The 14,716-nt window shown below is 70.4% G+C and carries 15 protein-coding genes; 8 read left to right on the top strand and 7 right to left on the bottom strand.

Features of this window, described 5'->3' with window-relative positions:
* The first annotated feature begins 2 nt into the window (after positions 1-2).
* Positions 3-1,046 (top strand): zinc-dependent alcohol dehydrogenase family protein, encoded by a 1,044-nt coding sequence (locus ABD346_RS06950; RefSeq protein ID WP_344372964.1) that lies wholly within the window; start codon positions 3-5, stop codon positions 1,044-1,046.
* A 53-nt stretch (positions 1,047-1,099) separates the two neighbouring features.
* On the opposite strand, the gene ABD346_RS06945 is transcribed toward ABD346_RS06950, so the two are convergent.
* Entirely contained in the window at positions 1,100-2,650 is a 1,551-nt protein-coding gene (locus ABD346_RS06945; protein WP_344372961.1) for a S8 family peptidase, read from the bottom strand.
* Positions 2,651-3,014: 364 nt separating this feature from the next.
* On the opposite strand from ABD346_RS06945, the gene ABD346_RS06940 reads away from it, so the two are divergent.
* The 3 genes from ABD346_RS06940 to moaA all read left to right on the top strand — a co-directional run bounded on the left by ABD346_RS06940 (position 3,015) and on the right by moaA (position 6,170).
* Entirely contained in the window at positions 3,015-3,380 is a 366-nt protein-coding gene (locus tag ABD346_RS06940; RefSeq protein WP_344372958.1) for a DUF485 domain-containing protein, read from the top strand.
* Positions 3,377-5,005 carry a solute symporter family protein gene (locus tag ABD346_RS06935; protein ID WP_344372955.1) on the top strand — a complete coding sequence of 543 codons (1,629 nt, stop codon included), beginning with the start codon at positions 3,377-3,379 and terminating at the stop codon, positions 5,003-5,005. The genes ABD346_RS06940 and ABD346_RS06935 overlap by 4 nt, the downstream gene beginning before the upstream one ends.
* Positions 5,006-5,180: 175 nt before the next feature.
* Positions 5,181-6,170: a GTP 3',8-cyclase MoaA gene (moaA, locus tag ABD346_RS06930; protein WP_344372953.1), complete on the top strand. Its 990-nt coding sequence runs from the start codon at positions 5,181-5,183 to the stop codon at positions 6,168-6,170.
* Here the strand turns inward: moaA and ABD346_RS06925 are convergent.
* On the bottom strand, positions 6,153-6,392 hold the full coding sequence (locus tag ABD346_RS06925) for a hypothetical protein (RefSeq protein ID WP_381227064.1): 240 nt from the start codon (positions 6,390-6,392) through the stop codon (positions 6,153-6,155). The two genes, moaA and ABD346_RS06925, sit on opposite strands and share 18 nt — an antisense overlap.
* Before the next feature lie 195 nt (positions 6,393-6,587).
* Positions 6,588-6,962: a DUF3099 domain-containing protein gene (locus ABD346_RS06920; RefSeq protein WP_344373324.1), complete on the bottom strand. Its 375-nt coding sequence runs from the start codon at positions 6,960-6,962 to the stop codon at positions 6,588-6,590.
* Positions 6,963-7,176: 214 nt separating this feature from the next.
* Here ABD346_RS06920 and ABD346_RS06915 point away from each other — a divergent pair, with 214 nt between their 5' ends.
* A complete protein-coding gene (locus ABD346_RS06915; RefSeq protein WP_344372946.1) occupies positions 7,177-7,452 on the top strand; it encodes a GlsB/YeaQ/YmgE family stress response membrane protein in 276 nt (91 codons plus the stop codon).
* Between the two features lie 58 nt (positions 7,453-7,510).
* On the opposite strand, the gene tyrS is transcribed toward ABD346_RS06915, so the two are convergent.
* The 3 genes from tyrS to ABD346_RS06900 are packed head-to-tail and all read right to left on the bottom strand — an operon-like array spanning position 7,511 to position 11,736.
* Positions 7,511-8,779 carry a tyrosine--tRNA ligase gene (tyrS, locus tag ABD346_RS06910; RefSeq protein WP_344372943.1) on the bottom strand — a complete coding sequence of 423 codons (1,269 nt, stop codon included), beginning with the start codon at positions 8,777-8,779 and terminating at the stop codon, positions 7,511-7,513.
* A gap of 51 nt (positions 8,780-8,830) precedes the next feature.
* Entirely contained in the window at positions 8,831-10,228 is a 1,398-nt protein-coding gene (locus tag ABD346_RS06905) for a metallopeptidase TldD-related protein (RefSeq protein WP_344372940.1), read from the bottom strand.
* Positions 10,225-11,736, bottom strand: coding sequence for a TldD/PmbA family protein (locus ABD346_RS06900; protein WP_381227082.1), 1,512 nt, complete (start codon positions 11,734-11,736; stop codon positions 10,225-10,227). Before ABD346_RS06900 ends, ABD346_RS06905 begins: the two co-directional genes overlap by 4 nt.
* Positions 11,737-11,945: 209 nt before the next feature.
* Between ABD346_RS06900 and fabG the strand changes: the two genes are divergently transcribed.
* The 3 genes from fabG to ABD346_RS06885 all read left to right on the top strand — a co-directional run bounded on the left by fabG (position 11,946) and on the right by ABD346_RS06885 (position 13,957).
* Positions 11,946-12,650, top strand: coding sequence for a 3-oxoacyl-[acyl-carrier-protein] reductase (fabG, locus tag ABD346_RS06895; RefSeq protein ID WP_344372935.1), 705 nt, complete (start codon positions 11,946-11,948; stop codon positions 12,648-12,650).
* Between the two features lie 5 nt (positions 12,651-12,655).
* Positions 12,656-13,426 (top strand): enoyl-ACP reductase FabI, encoded by a 771-nt coding sequence (gene fabI / locus ABD346_RS06890; RefSeq protein WP_344372932.1) that lies wholly within the window; start codon positions 12,656-12,658, stop codon positions 13,424-13,426.
* 165 nt (positions 13,427-13,591) lie between these two features.
* Positions 13,592-13,957 (top strand): hypothetical protein, encoded by a 366-nt coding sequence (locus ABD346_RS06885; RefSeq protein WP_344373323.1) that lies wholly within the window; start codon positions 13,592-13,594, stop codon positions 13,955-13,957.
* A 33-nt stretch (positions 13,958-13,990) separates the two neighbouring features.
* On the opposite strand, the gene ABD346_RS06880 is transcribed toward ABD346_RS06885, so the two are convergent.
* Positions 13,991-14,683 carry a FadR/GntR family transcriptional regulator gene (locus tag ABD346_RS06880; protein WP_344372930.1) on the bottom strand — a complete coding sequence of 231 codons (693 nt, stop codon included), beginning with the start codon at positions 14,681-14,683 and terminating at the stop codon, positions 13,991-13,993.
* Positions 14,684-14,716: the final 33 nt, after the last annotated feature.

The raw sequence follows: 14,716 nt of genomic DNA, 5'->3' as shown, positions 1-14,716 counted from the left end.
GCATGCGCGCCACCGTCATTCACGCCCCGCACGACATCCGGGTGGAGGAGGTGCCGGACCCGAGGGTCCAGGTGTCCACCGACGCGGTCGTCCGCGTCCTGCGGGCCTGCATCTGCGGCAGCGACCTGTGGGCCTACCGCGGCGAGTCCGCCCGGCAGCCCGGACAGCGCATCGGGCACGAGTTCCTCGGCATCGTCGAGGAGGCAGGCCCGGAGGTCCGCGGGTTCAGCAAGGGCGACCTCGTCGTCGCGCCGTTCGTCTGGTCCGACGGCACCTGCGACTTCTGCTCCGAGGGCCTGACCACCTCCTGCCCGCAGGGCGGGTTCTGGGGCTCGGTCGGGTCGGACGGGGGGCAGGGCGAGGCCGTACGTGTTCCGTTCGCGGACGGCACCCTCGTCAAGCTGCCCGCCGACGCGGCATCCGACGACCACCTGCTGACCGCGCTCCTCGCGCTGTCCGACGTCATGGGCACCGGCCACCACGCCGCCATCGGCGCGGGCGTCACGCGCGGCTCGACCGTCGCCGTCGTCGGTGACGGCGCCGTCGGCCTGTGCGGGGTGCTCGCCGCCAAGCGCCTCGGCGCGGAGCGCATCATCGCGCTCGGCCGTCACCAGGTCCGTACCGACATCGCGAAGCTCTTCGGCGCCACCGACGTCGTCGCCGAACGCGGCGCGGCCGCCGTCGACGCGGTGCGCGAGCTGACCCGCGGCCAGGGCGCGCACTCCGTCATCGAGGCCGTCGGTACCGAGCAGTCCATGCGCACCGCGGTCGAGATCACCCGCGACGGCGGCGCCATCGGCTACGTCGGCGTCCCGCACGGCTCCGGCACCGGCCTCGACCTCGGTGTCATGTTCGACCGCAACATCGCCCTGCGCGGCGGCGTCGCGCCCGTGCGCACCTACATCCCCGAGCTGCTCGCCGACGTGCTCGACGGCACCATCGACCCGTCCCCGGTCTTCGACCTCACGGTCGGCATCGAGGGCGTGCCCGACGGCTACCGCGCGATGGACGACCGCACCGCCCTGAAAGTCCTCGTCAAGCCGTAGTACGTACGCCGAAGGGGCCGCCCGGCGAACCGGACGGCCCCTCGACTCCCTTGCTACTTCACGGCATTGAGGGCATTGGCGATGCCCGCCCCGTAGAAGCCGTTGTAGAACGTGCCGCCCTGGCAGACCGCGTCCGCCGTGCCGTCACCGTCGATGTCGTACGGCGTGGTGCACGGCGTCCCGTCCGCCTGCGCCGCGAGCAGCGCCTTGATCTCAAGCGCCGAAGCGTGCGGGTGCTGCGACTTCAGCAGGGCCGCCACGCCCACCACATGGGGCGTCGCCATGGACGTACCGGCCATGTAGGCCCACGTGCCGCCGGGGACCGGGCCGAGGATCAGGCCGCTGGTGGCCGGGGCCTGCGGCGGCTGGTACGCGGTCGAGTCGCCGCCCGGGGCCGCGATGTCGATGATGCCGAAGCCGTAGTTGGAGAACGACGACTTCAGGCCCTTGGCGCCGGTCGCGGCGACCGTCACCACACCCGGCAGCTGGGTCGGGATGTCCAGGCACTCACGCGGGTTGACCACCCGGCTGCCCGGGGTCGTGTCGTTCGGGCTCGCCGGGTCGGTGATCGAGTCCGACGCGAAGTCGTAGTTCTCGTTGCCGGCCGCGGCCACGTTCACCGTGCCCTTGGACTCGGCGTACCTCGAGGCCCGGGTGATCGCGTCGACCAGCGCCTTCTGGTCGGGGTCGTTCTTGCAGTTGAAGTACCAGGGGTCGGTGTAATAGCTGTTGTTCGTCACGTCGATGTGGTGCTCGGCCGCCCACACGAAGCCGCAGACCACGGCCTCCGTGTAGAAGAAGCTGCCTCCTTGTGTCGACACCTTGATGGCCGCGACCTTCACGCCCGGCGCCACCCCGGTGATGCCGACGCCGTTCTTGGCGCCCGCGATCTCGCCCGCCACATGGGTGCCGTGCGGGGAGCCGCCGGTGGTGAACGGGCGCCAGGCGCCGTCCGCGGTGTCCGGCTTGCCGGTGATGCAGCTGACCGACTTGGCGCGGTCGAAGTTCGGCGCGATGTCGGGGTGGGTGTCGTCGACACCGGTGTCGATCACGCCGACGGTGACCTTGGAGCTGCCCAGCGTCTTCTCGTGCGCCTTGTCCGCCTTGATCGCCTTCAGGTCCCACTGGAGCGGCTCCAGGGGATCCTCGCCCGGCGCGGCCTTCGCGGAGGCGGCCTTGAGGTCGGCGGCGGTGAGATTCTTCGGCGTGCCCACATCGGTGGTGGACTGCGCGGGCAGCGGCGCCGTCCGTGTCGCCCCCGCCGAATCGACGCCCTTGACCTTGCGGATCGTCTTCGCGAAGTCCGCGTTGGCGGAGTGCACGACGAGCACGCCGATCTGGTCGTACGCCTGGAGCACCGAGCCGCCCGCATCGGCGACGGCTCTTTGCACCCGGGCCGAATTCCCGTGCCCGGGGCGGACGTTGACGATGTAGCTCAGCTCGGGGCCGGCCGTCTGCGCGGCCTTCGCGCTCGTGGAGCCGATGTCGGCGGAGGCGGCCGAGGCGGCCGAGGCCGTGCCGGGAAGCAGCGCCAGCGCGACGGCGGTGGCCAGGCCCGCCGAGGCGGCGACAGCGCGGCGCGTACGGGAGATGTGCAACGTCATGGGGTCTCCATGGGGTTGGCGGAACTCTCGATGCGTACGTAGGTGAAGAACCTGAGGAAGGGCGACAACTGCTCCGGCGGCACCGGTACCGCCCGGCACAGTGAGCGTGAAGCTATCGCCGATCATCTCGACGGATCAACGGCTTGCGCCGAGTCCGCGAAGAAAGTCGCGTTGTCGACCCGGTGGGCGCGCGGAACGCGCCACGCGCCGGTGGCGGATGCGCCACGGAGAAAAAACGGCCGGACTGAACCGAGACGCCCCGCGCTCCGTGCCGTTGTCAGGGGGACCGCATCACACCCCCACAGCGAGGACCCCTATGTCCGAAGCTTCCGTTCCCGCCGCATCCGCATCGCGAGGAGATTCCGTGGCCACCGACGCGCCGCCGCCCGAAGCCGGGGCGGACACCCGACCGGCCCAGCCCAGCACCGACGCGTTCACCGCGGTGCAGCAGAGCGAGGAATTCGGTGAACTCCGCCGCGCCCACCGCTCGTTCGCCTTCCCGCTGACCATCGGCTTCATCGTCTGGTACCTGCTGTACGTGCTGCTGTCCAACTACGCGGGCGGCTTCATGGGCACCAAGGTCATCGGCAATATCAACGTGGCCTTCGTCTTCGGCCTCGCCCAGTTCCTGACCACCTTCCTCATCGCCTGGTTCTACTCGCGGCACGCCGCGGCGAAGCTCGACCCCAAGGCCGAGGCCATCAAGTCCCGCATGGAGGCCGACGCATGAGCCCCGCCCTCGTTCCCCTCGCCGCCTCCGCGACCACCGAGCACCGGCCGCTGATCATCACCCTGTTCGCGGTGTTCGTCGCCGCGACCCTCGGCATCACCGTGTGGGCCGGCCGGCAGACCAAGAACGCGTCCGACTTCTACGCGGGCGGCCGCCAGTTCACCGCCTTCCAGAACGGCCTCGCGGTCTCCGGCGACTACATGTCGGCCGCGTCGTTCCTCGGCATCGCCGGAGCCATCGCACTGTTCGGCTACGACGGCTTCCTGTACTCCATCGGCTTCCTGGTCGCCTGGCTGGTGGCGCTCCTCCTGGTCGCCGAGCCGCTGCGCAACTCCGGCCGCTACACGATGGGCGACGTGCTCGCCTACCGGATGCGCCAGCGCCCGGTCCGCACCGCGGCCGGCGCCTCCACCATCGTCGTATCGATCTTCTACCTGCTGGCGCAGATGGCCGGCGCCGGCGTGCTCGTCTCCCTGCTGCTCGGCATCACCACGGACGCGGGCAAGATCCTCATCGTCGCCCTGGTCGGCGTCCTGATGATCGTGTACGTCACCATCGGCGGCATGAAGGGCACCACCTGGGTCCAGATGGTCAAGGCGGTGCTGCTCATCGCGGGCGCCATCCTCATGACCTTCCTGGTGCTGCTCAAGTTCCACTTCAACGTCTCCGACCTGCTCGGCACGGCCGCCGAGAAGAGCGGCAAGGGCTCGGCCTTCCTGGAGCCCGGCCTGAAGTACGGCGTGAACGGCACCTCCAAGCTCGACTTCATCTCGCTCGGCATCGCGCTGGTCCTCGGCACGGCGGGCCTGCCGCACATCCTGATCCGCTTCTACACGGTGCCCACCGCGAAGGCCGCCCGTAAGTCCGTGAACTGGGCGATCGGCATCATCGGCGCCTTCTACCTGATGACGATCGCGCTCGGCTTCGGTGCGGCCGCGCTGGTCGGACCCGCTGCCATCAAGGCGCAGAACCCGGCGGGCAACACCGCGGCCCCGCAGCTCGCCGAGTACCTGGGCGGCGGCGTCGGCACCACCGGCGGCGCGACCCTGCTCGCGGTGATCTCGGCGGTCGCCTTCGCGACCATCCTGGCGGTCGTCGCCGGCCTCACCCTCGCCTCGTCCTCCTCCTTCGCGCACGACATCTACGCCAACGTCATCCGCAAGGGGAAGGCCACCGAGAAGGAGGAGATGGGGGCGGCCCGCTGGGCCACCGTGTTCATCGGGGCGATCGCGATCGTGCTCGGCGCCTTCGCCCGCGACATGAACGTGGCCGGCCTGGTCGCGCTCGCCTTCGCCGTCGCGGCCTCGGCGAACCTGCCGACCATCCTCTACAGCCTCTTCTGGAAACGCTTCACCACCCAGGGCGCGCTGTGGTCGATCTACGGCGGCCTTTTCAGCTCCGTGTTCCTGGTGCTGTTCTCGCCCGTCGTCTCGGGAAACCCGAAGACGTCGATGTTCAAGGGCGTCGACTTCCACTGGTTCCCGCTGGAGAACCCGGGCCTGATCTCGATCCCGCTCGGCTTCCTGCTCGGCTGGATCGGATCGCTCCTGTCCAAGGAGGAGCCCGACGCCGGCAAGTACGCCGAGCTGGAGGTCAAGTCCCTCACGGGTGTCGGCGCCCACTGACGTACATCCGCACCGTGGATGGCCGAGGCCGTGTCGTAGAGTCCTACGACACGGCCTCGCCGCACCTCGTGACAATTGGCCCCTCCGGTTGTCGGACGCAACGCGTAGGCTCGGGTGTATACACATTCGACAGAGTGTGCGACTGACCTTCGACGGACAGGGGAGGGGGCCCACAGTGCTCATCGACACCTACGGCCGAGTGGCCACTGACCTGCGTGTCTCACTCACCGACCGGTGCAATCTGCGGTGCACGTACTGCATGCCGGAAGAGGGTCTGCAGTGGCTGGCCAAGCCCGATCTGCTGACCGACGACGAGATCGTCCGCCTCATCCGCATCGCCGTCACCGACCTCGGCATCACCGAGGTCCGCTTCACCGGCGGCGAGCCGTTGCTGCGCCCCGGCATCGTGGGGATCGTGGAGCGTTGCGCCGCCCTGGAGCCGCGCCCCCAGATGTCGATCACCACCAACGGCATCGGCCTCAAGCGCACCGCGGCCGCTCTGAAGGCCGCCGGGCTTGACCGCGTCAACGTCTCCCTGGACACGCTGCGGCCCGACGTTTTCAAGACACTGACCCGCCGCGACCGTCACAAGGACGTCATCGAGGGCATGCAGGCCGCCCGCGAGGCGGGCCTCACCCCGGTCAAGGTCAATGCCGTCCTGATGCCGGGCCTCAACGACGACGAGGCCCCCGACCTGCTCGCCTGGGCCGTGGAGCACGACTACGAGCTCCGCTTCATCGAGCAGATGCCGCTCGACGCCCAGCACGGCTGGAAGCGCGACGGCATGATCACCGCCGGCGACATCCTGGAATCGCTGCGTACGCGCTTCACGCTCACCCCCGAGGGCGACGACGAGCGGGGCTCCGCGCCCGCCGAGCGCTGGGTGGTCGACGGCGGTCCGCACACCGTGGGCGTCATCGCCTCGGTGACCCGCCCGTTCTGCCGTGCCTGCGACCGCACCCGGCTGACCGCGGATGGCCAGGTGCGCACCTGCCTGTTCGCCCGCGAGGAGTCCGACCTGCGCGCGGCGCTGCGCTCGGACGCCGGTGACGAGGAGATCGCCCGGCTGTGGAAGCTGGCGATGTGGGGAAAGAAGGCCGGTTCCGGCCTGGACGACCCCTCGTTCCTGCAGCCCGACCGCCCGATGTCAGCGATCGGCGGCTGAGCCGGCCGACTCCCACTCGGCGAGCGTCACGACATCCTTCAAGAAGCCCCGTACGCCCAGGAATTGGGACAGGTGCTCGCGGTGCTCCTCGCACGCGAGCCACGTCTTGCGCCGCTCCGGCGTGTGGATCTTCGGATTGTTCCAGGCCAGGACCCATACGGCGGCGGCACGGCAGCCCTTGGCGGAACAGATGGGGGTCTCGTCGGTCGTCTCGTCACTCACAGAGACATTGTCCGTCATGCGACCCCGTACAAAAGGCGACGCCGAGCAGCCACGGGGGGAGCTGCCCGGCGTCGGTCCGTCGCTCCGACGGGGGATGCGGAGCGCCTACGAAGTATGTCATGGGGGACCCGGTGTGGTGCACCGGAACTTCATGATTGATCTGAGCTTTTCCTGAGCTTCGCGGACGGTGACGGATCAGCCGCGTTCGCGTGAACGCCACTCCTGGTCACCGGCCGTGGGTTCCGTGGGGGATTCCGCGGCGCCGCCCACGGGGGCCGCGCCGAGCGCCGGCCGGGCCGGGGCGGGGATGAAGGTGGAGGGCAGCGAAGTCACGTTCTCCCGGCCCGCGTTGGCGAACACGACCGCCACATAGGGCAGCAGCGCGCCGAGTACCAGCGTCACGATGGCGACAGGACGCTCGATGTTCCACAGCACCGCGGTCAGCACCACCGAAACGGTGCGGATCGACATCGAGATCACATAACGGCGCTGCCTGCCCCGGACGTCCTCGGCGAGCCCCTGACGGGCCCCGGTGATCCGGAAGACCTGGCCGCTGCGCTGCTTCCGCATCACGTTCCACCACCCGAGTTCCACGGCGGGCTCTCCCCGGCCCGCACCGTTATCACCGTACGCCGCGGCTCCGCCGGGTTCGAGACCGGGGCGGCTCTTACCTGTGCGGATGCCGCAGGACATACCACGTACGGAGGTGTCCGACATGCGCCGTACGGAGTACGGGCTGACACTGGCTGGACCCGCTCACGTCGAGCCGTACTAGGAGGCAGCCATGGGCTGGTTGTGGGCCATCATCGTGGGATTCGTGCTCGGTCTCATCGCCAAGGCGATCATTCCCGGCAAGCAGCACAGTCCCCTCTGGCTGACCACCATCTTCGGCATCATCGGCGGCATCGTCGGCAACTCCATCGCCCGGGCCATCGGAATCGCCGAGACCAAGGGCATCGACTGGGGCCGGCACGGCCTCCAGGTCGCGGCCGCCGTCGTGATCGTCTTCCTCGGCGACATGCTGTACATGGCGCTGCGCGGCAGCAAACAGAGAGCCTGACGAGCAGGACGAAGGGGCGGTCCCGGGAGGGAGCCGCCCCTTCGTACGCGTACGGACCTCAGGCGCCGGTGACCTCGATGGCCGCCAGGTTCTTCTTGCCCCGGCGCAGCACCAGCCAGCGCCCGTGCAGGAGCTCGTCCGCCGCCACCACCGCGTCCTCGGCGGTCACCTTCACGTTGTTCACGTAGGCGCCGCCCTCCTTCACGGTGCGGCGGGCCGCCGACTTGCTCGCCACCAGGCCGACCTCGGCGAACAGGTCCGTGACCAGGCCGAGTTCGGACACCTGGGCGCGCGGCAGCTCGGACAGCGCGGCGGCCAGCGTCGGCGCGTCGAGCTCGGCGAGCTCACCCTGGCCGAACAGCGCCTTGGACGCGGCGATCACGGCAGCGCACTGGTCGGCGCCGTGCACCAGCGTCGTCAGCTCCTCGGCGAGCGCACGCTGCGCGGTGCGAGCCTGCGGCCGCTCCCCGGTGAGCTTCTCGATCTCCTCCAGCTCCTCGCGGGACTTGAAGGAGAGGATCCGCATGTACGTCGAGATGTCCCGGTCGTCCACGTTCAGCCAGAACTGGTAGAACGCGTACGGCGTGGTCATCTCCGGGTCGAGCCAGACGGCCCCGCCCTCGGTCTTGCCGAACTTGGTGCCGTCCGCCTTGACCATCAGCGGCGTCGCCAGGCAGTGCACCTCGGCGTCCGGCTCCAGGCGGTGGATCAGGTCGAGCCCGGCCGTGAGGTTGCCCCACTGGTCGCTGCCGCCCTGCTGGAGGGTGCAGCCGTAGCGCCGGTACAGCTCCAGGAAGTCCATGCCCTGGAGCAGCTGGTAGCTGAACTCCGTGTAGCTGATGCCCTGTTCGGACTCGAGGCGGCGGGCCACCGAGTCCTTGGTGAGCATCTTGTTGACCCGGAAGTGCTTGCCGATGTCCCGCAGGAACTCGATCGCGGACATCCCCGCGGTCCAGTCCAGGTTGTTGACCATCACGGCCGCGTTCTCGCCCTCGAAGGACAGGTACGGCTCGATCTGGCCGCGCAGCCGGTCCACCCAGTTCGCGACCGTCTCGGGGTCGTTCAGGGTGCGCTCGGCGGTCGGCCGCGGGTCGCCGATCTGGCCGGTCGCGCCGCCCACGAGCGCCAGCGGCCGGTGCCCGGCCTGCTGGAGCCGGCGGACGGTGAGTACCTGCACGAGGTGGCCGACGTGCAGGCTGGCCGCGGTCGGGTCGAAGCCGCAATAGAACGTGACGGGACCGTCCGCGAGAGCCTTGCGCAGGGCGTCCTCGTCAGTGGACAGCGAGAAAAGCCCGCGCCACTTCAGCTCGTCGACGATGTCCGTCACGGTTCTGGGCTCCTTGTAGTAGTTCCGGGTGGGACCGCCAGTCTAGGCGGGTCACACGCCCCGGCTGACCGAGCTCATGTTGAAATCCGGAATGCGCAGCGCCGGCATGGCGGCCCGGGTGAAGTAGTCGCTCCACTCCCGGGGCAGGGTCTTCGCGGTGCGGCCGGCCTCGGTGGCCCGGGACAGCAGGTCCACCGGGGACTCGTTGAACCGGAAGTTGTTCACCTCGCCGACCACCTCGCCGTTCTCGACGAGGTACACGCCGTCCCGGGTCAGGCCGGTGAGCAGCAGCGTCGCCGGGTCCACCTCGCGGATGTACCAGAGGCACGTCACGAGCAGGCCCCGCTCGGTGGCGGCGGCCATCTCGTCCAGGGTGCGCTCGCCGCCGCCGTCCAGGACCAGGTTCCCGGGCGCGGGCGCGAGGGGCAGGCCGGTCAGCCCGGCGCTGTGCCGGGTGGTGACCAGGTGCTCCAGGCGGCCCTCGCGCATCCAGTCCGTCGCGGTGAGGGGGAGCCCGTTGTCGAACACCGACTCCGTGTCGCCCGAGGCGTGCGCCACCATGAACGGCGCGTACTCGAGGCCCGGCTCGTTCGGGTCGCTGCGCAGCGAGAGCGGCAGCTCGGAGAGGGTCTCGCCGATACGGGTGCCGCCGCCCTGCCGGGAGAAGACGGTCCGGCCCTCGGCCGCGTCCCGGGCCGCCGCCGACCACAGCTGGTAGATCAGCAGGTCGGCCACGGCGGTCGGCGGAAGCAGCGTCTCGTACCGCCCGGCGGGCAGCTCGATGCGGCGCTCGGCCCAGCCGAGCCTGCGGGCCAGCTCCTCGTCGAGGGCCGCCACGTCGACGTCCTTGAAGTCCCCGGTCGCGCGTCCGGCCCAGGCCGAGCGGGTCCGGTCCGGGGACTTGGCGTTGAGCTCCAGGGTGCCGTTGGGCTGGTCGTGCCGCAGCCGCAGGCCCGTCGACGTGCCGAGGTAGGTGGAGCTGAGCTCGTGGTTGGCGAAGCCGTACAGCTCGCGCCCGCCCGCCCTGGCCCGCGCGAAGGCCTCGCCGAGCGCGGGCGCGAAGTCGGCGAACACGGCGGAGGTGGTCTCGGCCGGGGCGTCGGTGAAGTCCGGCGAGGCCGGTACCCCGCTGACCAGCGGCTGGGCGTCCTCGGCGGGCCCGGCGCCGCGCGCGGCCGCCTCGGCGGCCCGTACCAGCGGCTCCAGGTCGTCGGCGGTGACGGCCGAGCGGGACACGACACCGGAGGCGGTGCCCTCGGCCCCGTCCACCGTCGCGATCACGGTCAGGGTGCGCCCGCGGGTGACGCCGTTGGTGGTCAGCGCGTTGCCGGCCCAGCGCAGGTTGGCCGAGGAGTGCTCGTCGGCGATGACGACACAGCCGTCGGCGGTGGACAGCTCCAGGGCCCGCTCGACGATCTCGTGCGGCTTGACGGTCGTACGGGAGCTCATCGCCCGGCCTCCTGCGTGGTGTTGAGGATGTTGACGCCCCGGAACAGGGCCGACGGGCAGCCGTGGGAGACCGCGGCCACCTGGCCCGGCTGGGCCTTGCCGCAGTTGAAGGCGCCGCCCAGGACGTACGTCTGGGGTCCGCCGACCTTCTCCATGGAGCCCCAGAAGTCCGTGGTGGTCGCCTGGTAGGCGACGTCGCGGAGCTGGCCCGCCAGGCGGCCGTTCTCGATGCGGAAGAAGCGCTGTCCGGTGAACTGGAAGTTGTAGCGCTGCATGTCGATCGACCAGGACCGGTCGCCGACCACGTAGATGCCGCGCTCGACGCCGCCGATCAGGTCCTCGGTGGAGAGGCCGCCCGGGTCGGGCTGGAGCGAGACGTTCGCCATCCGCTGGACCGGCACGTGCCCGGGGGAGTCCGCGAAGGCGCAGCCGTTGGAGCGGCCCAGACCCGTCAACTTCGCGATGCGGCGGTCGAGTTGGTAGCCGACGAGTGTGCCGTCCTTCACCAGGTCCCAGGACTGCGCCTCGACGCCCTCGTCGTCGTAGCCGACGGTCGCGAGCCCGTGCTCGGCGGTCCGGTCGCCGGTCACGTTCATGACCTGGGAGCCGTACGCCAGCTTGCCCAGCTGGTCGAAGGTGGCGAACGAGGTGCCCGCGTACGCGGCCTCGTAGCCGAGCGCGCGGTCCAGCTCGGTGGCGTGGCCGATCGACTCGTGGATGGTCAGCCACAGGTTGGACGGGTCCACCACGAGGTCGTAGAGGCCGCCCTCGACGCCGGGCGCCCGCATCTTCTCGGCCAGAAGCGAAGGGATCTCGTCCAGTTCCGCGTCCCAGTCCCAGCCGGTCCCGGTCAGGTACTCCCAGCCGCGCCCGGCCGGCGGGGCGATGGTGCGCATCGAGTCGAACTCACCGGTCGTGCGGTCCACCGCGATCGCGGTGAGCTGGGGGTGCAGCCGCACCCGCTGCTGGGTGGTCACGGTGCCCGCCGTGTCCGCGTAGAACTTGTTCTCGTGCACGGTGAGCAGCGAGGCGTCCACGTGCTCGACCCCGTCGGCGCCGAGCAGCCGCGCGCTCCAGTCGGCGAGCAGAGCGCTCTTGTCCTCGTCCGGCACCGAGAACGGGTCGATCTCGTACGAGGAGATCCAGGTCTTCTCGGAGTGCACCGGCTCGGCCGCGAGCTCGACCCGCTCCTTGGACCCGGCGGCCGCGATGACCTGCGCGGACAGCTTGGCCATGGCCACCGCCTGGGAGGCGACCTTGGCCGCCGCGTCCATCGTCAGATCGACCCCGGAGGCGAACCCCCAGGCCCCGCCGTGCACGACCCGGACCGCGTAGCCGAGGTCGGTGGTGTCGGAGGATCCGGCGGGCCGGGCGTCCCGAAGGCGCCAGGCGGCGCTGCGCACCCGCTCGAACCGGAAGTCGGCGTGGTCGGCGCCGAGTGCGCGGGCCCGCGCGAGCGCCGCGTCGGCGAGTGCCCGCAGGGGCAGCGCCGTGAAGGCTTCGTCGATGGAATGGGTCCCAGATGGCACAGCTGTCTCCCTGTCGTATGAGACCGGTCGCCCCGATCATGTCGCGCCGACGGGCCTCGTGACTACGGCTTTCTGTAGGGACCCGACAGCGCTCGTTCCACGCCACTGTCAGGGCTCGATTCCTCGTAAGTCGGGCGGTACCGATAGTTTGCGGGGAGTACGAATCCGCCTATCGAAAGGGTGATCCGTTGAGCCGCTCGGTTCTCGTCACCGGAGGTAACCGGGGCATCGGCCTCGCCATCGCCCGCGCTTTTGCCGACAGCGGCGACAAGGTCGCGATCACGTACCGCTCCGGAGAGCCGCCCGAGGGCTTCTTGGCGGTTCGGTGCGACATCACCGACACCGAGCAGGTGGAGCAGGCCTACAAGGAGATCGAGGACAAGCACGGTCCCGTCGAGGTGCTGGTCGCCAACGCGGGCGTCACCAAGGACCAGCTCCTGATGCGCATGTCCGAGGAGGACTTCACGTCCGTCCTCGACACCAACCTCACCGGCACCTTCCGTGTGGTCAAGCGCGCCAACCGCGCCATGCTGCGCGCGAAGAAGGGCCGTGTGGTCCTGATCTCCTCGGTCGTCGGACTGCTCGGCTCGGCGGGCCAGGCCAACTACGCCGCCTCCAAGGCCGGTCTGGTCGGCTTCGCCCGGTCGCTCGCGCGTGAGCTCGGGTCCCGGAACATCACTTTCAACGTCGTCGCACCCGGTTTTGTCGACACCGACATGACCAAGGTGCTCACGGAGGAGCAGCGCGCGGGCATCGTGTCCCAGGTGCCGCTGGGCCGCTACGCGCAGCCCGAGGAGATCGCCGCCGCGGTGAAGTTCCTCGCCTCCGACGACGCCTCGTACATCACTGGAGCCGTCATCCCGGTTGACGGCGGATTGGGCATGGGTCACTGATCACCATGAGCGGAATTCTTGAAGGCAAGCGCATCCTGATCACCGGTGTGCTGATGGAGTCCTCCATCGCCTTCCACACCGCGAAGCTGGCTCAGGAGCAGGGCGCCGAGGTCATTCTGACCGCCTTCCCGCGGCCGACCCTGACCGAGCGCATCGCCAAGAAGCTCCCCAAGCCCGCCAAGGTCATCGAGCTGGACGTGACCAACCAGGAGCACCTGGACCGGCTTCCGGGCCTGGTCAAGGAGGAGCTCGGCGGCCGTCTGGACGGCATCGTCCACTCGATCGGCTTCGCCCCGCAGGACGCGCTCGGCGGCAACTTCCTGAACACGCCGTTCGAGTCGGTCGCCACCGCCATGCACGTCTCGGCGTTCTCGCTGAAGTCGCTGACCATGGCCCTGCGCGAGCTGCTCGCCCCGGGCAGCGCCGTCGTCGGCCTCACCTTCGACGCGCAGTTCGCCTGGCCGCAGTACGACTGGATGGGCCCGGCCAAGGCCGCCCTGGAGGCGACGTCCCGTTACATGGCCCGTGACCTGGGCAAGGACGACATCCGCTGCAACCTGATCTCGGCGGGGCCGATCGGCTCGATGGCCGCCAAGTCCATCCCGGGCTTCGCGGAGCTCGCGGACGTGTGGAACCACCGTTCCCCGATGGAGTGGAACATGGCCGACCCCGAGCCCGCCGGCAAGGGCGTCGTGGCGCTGCTCTCGGACTGGTTCCCCAAGACCACGGGCGAGATCATCCACGTCGACGGCGGCCTGCACGCCGTGGGTGCCTGACCCCGCACAGCACGAATCGCGGCCGCCCACCGGACCATCCGGTGGGCGGCCGCCGTGCGTGGACCGCGACTTCCCCGCAGACTGATCAAACGGACATGTCGGGCAGTCGGCCGGGGAGGAGGTGGGGGCGTGCGTCCCTTGCGCGCGGGTCCCCGCGTACGTTCCTTGAACGTGCGGCAGCGCCGGGCCCTGGCCCTGCTGTTCCTGCTGCTCGCGACGGCGGCCGGGTTCGCCGCCCCCTCCGTGGTGCGCGCCGCCACCGCCCCCGACCCGGCGCCCGCCGTGGCGCCGCCCGCGCCGTTCGGCGCCGCGTGCCGGACCTCCGTGCAGGGCTCGCACGTCATCGCGTACTGCCACAACCCGTATCCGGACGCCGACCTGGTGCGCCTGCACACCGACTGCGCGAACTGGTGGGACCTGGACGCGGACACGTCGCCGGTGGAGGTGGGCCCCGGGCAGACCGTACGGCTCGACGACCGCTGCTGGAAGGACGTCCGCGCGGTCTGGGTGACCCACCAGAAGGCGCCCTGAACGGAGGGGAGTGCCCCGGCCGGCCGGCCTCGGTCAGCCCGTTCGGCGGCCTTCGAGCCGGTCCGGCAGGCAGATGAAGGCGTGGGCCGCGGCCTCGGAGGCGGCTCTCTCCGCGTCGCCGGCCCGGATCGCGTCGAGCATCCGGCCGTGGTCCATGTGGTTCTCCGGGGTCATCTCCAGCGCCACGTCGTCCCGCAGCCAGTCGCGCAGCAGATGGCCGAGGTCGGCGTACAGCTCGGTCAGCACGTCGTTGTGCGAGGCCGCGACGACTGCCAGGTGGAGCGTGGCGTCGGCCGCGACGAACGCCTCCCGGTCGCCCGAGGCCCACGCCTGCTCGCGCCGCTCAAGGAGCGTGTCCAGCTGCTTCAGCTCGCGCTCGGTACGCCGCTCGGCCGCCAGCTTCGCCGCCGACGACTCCAGCGTGGAGCGCAGCTCGGCCACATGGCGCGGGTCCGCGTCGGCGAACCGGCGGTGCATCACCCCGGCCAGCTCGCTGGTCGCCACGACGTACGTCCCCGAGCCCTGGCGGATGTCGAGCAGGCCGTTGTGCGCGAGGGCGCGGACGGCTTCGCGGACGGTGTTGCGCGCCACTCCGAGCTGTTCGACCAGCTCCGGCTCGGTCGGGATGCGCGAGCCCACCGCCCACTCGCCCGAGGTGATCTGGTTGCGCAGCTGCGCGATCACCTGGTCGGCGAGGGCGGAGCGCCGGGGAGAGCTCAGGGTCATGGTGCTCCAGTCCGAGAGGGGGGAACGAGGGGT

It is taken from the genome of Streptomyces mauvecolor (assembly GCF_039532965.1).
Classification (GTDB): Bacteria; Actinomycetota; Actinomycetes; order Streptomycetales; family Streptomycetaceae; genus Streptomyces; species Streptomyces violascens.
Note: the sequence above shows the minus strand (reverse complement) of the source record. Positions and strands in the feature narration are given on the sequence as shown.